The sequence below is a fragment of the Liquorilactobacillus sicerae genome, from assembly GCF_029916425.1.
In the GTDB taxonomy this organism is placed as follows: domain Bacteria; phylum Bacillota; class Bacilli; order Lactobacillales; family Lactobacillaceae; genus Liquorilactobacillus; species Liquorilactobacillus sicerae.
In genome coordinates this window covers 1-382 of record NZ_JAHAVQ010000368.1, presented here as the reverse complement: position 1 = coordinate 382, position 382 = coordinate 1, and the positions used below count along the sequence as shown (strand labels likewise).

Sequence of the window (382 nt, the reverse complement as noted above, 5' to 3'; positions counted from 1 at the left end):
ATTCCACTCAAGCCGATCGCAATTGCAATTCCAGCAGAAGAAATTGGTGAAAGAATCAAAACAGCAAAGATAATTCCCATTAAAGGACCCATAATCAAAGGCTGCAGATCGGTCAAATCATTAATAGCATCACCAATAGTTGTAGTAATTGAATGAACGTAAGGGAAAAGCAGGCGCCCAAGGCTACCGGCAATTCCAAGAACGAGAATCGGTGACAAAATAACCTTCAGCTGGCCCAACCTGTTTTGAATTAATTTAATTAGCAAAACAGAAATTACAAGCGTAATACCGATATTGATAATATCACCCGGGCCATTAATTAAAAATCCTCCCTATGAACTGACAACGGCACTTCCAGAACCCATAAAAGCGGCCAAAGCCA

1 pseudogene is annotated in these 382 nt (G+C 40.6%); it reads right to left on the bottom strand.

The annotated features are described in order from the left end of the window. Positions 1 to 382, bottom strand: a pseudogene (locus KH893_RS12870) (PTS sugar transporter subunit IIC); the annotation flags it as partial.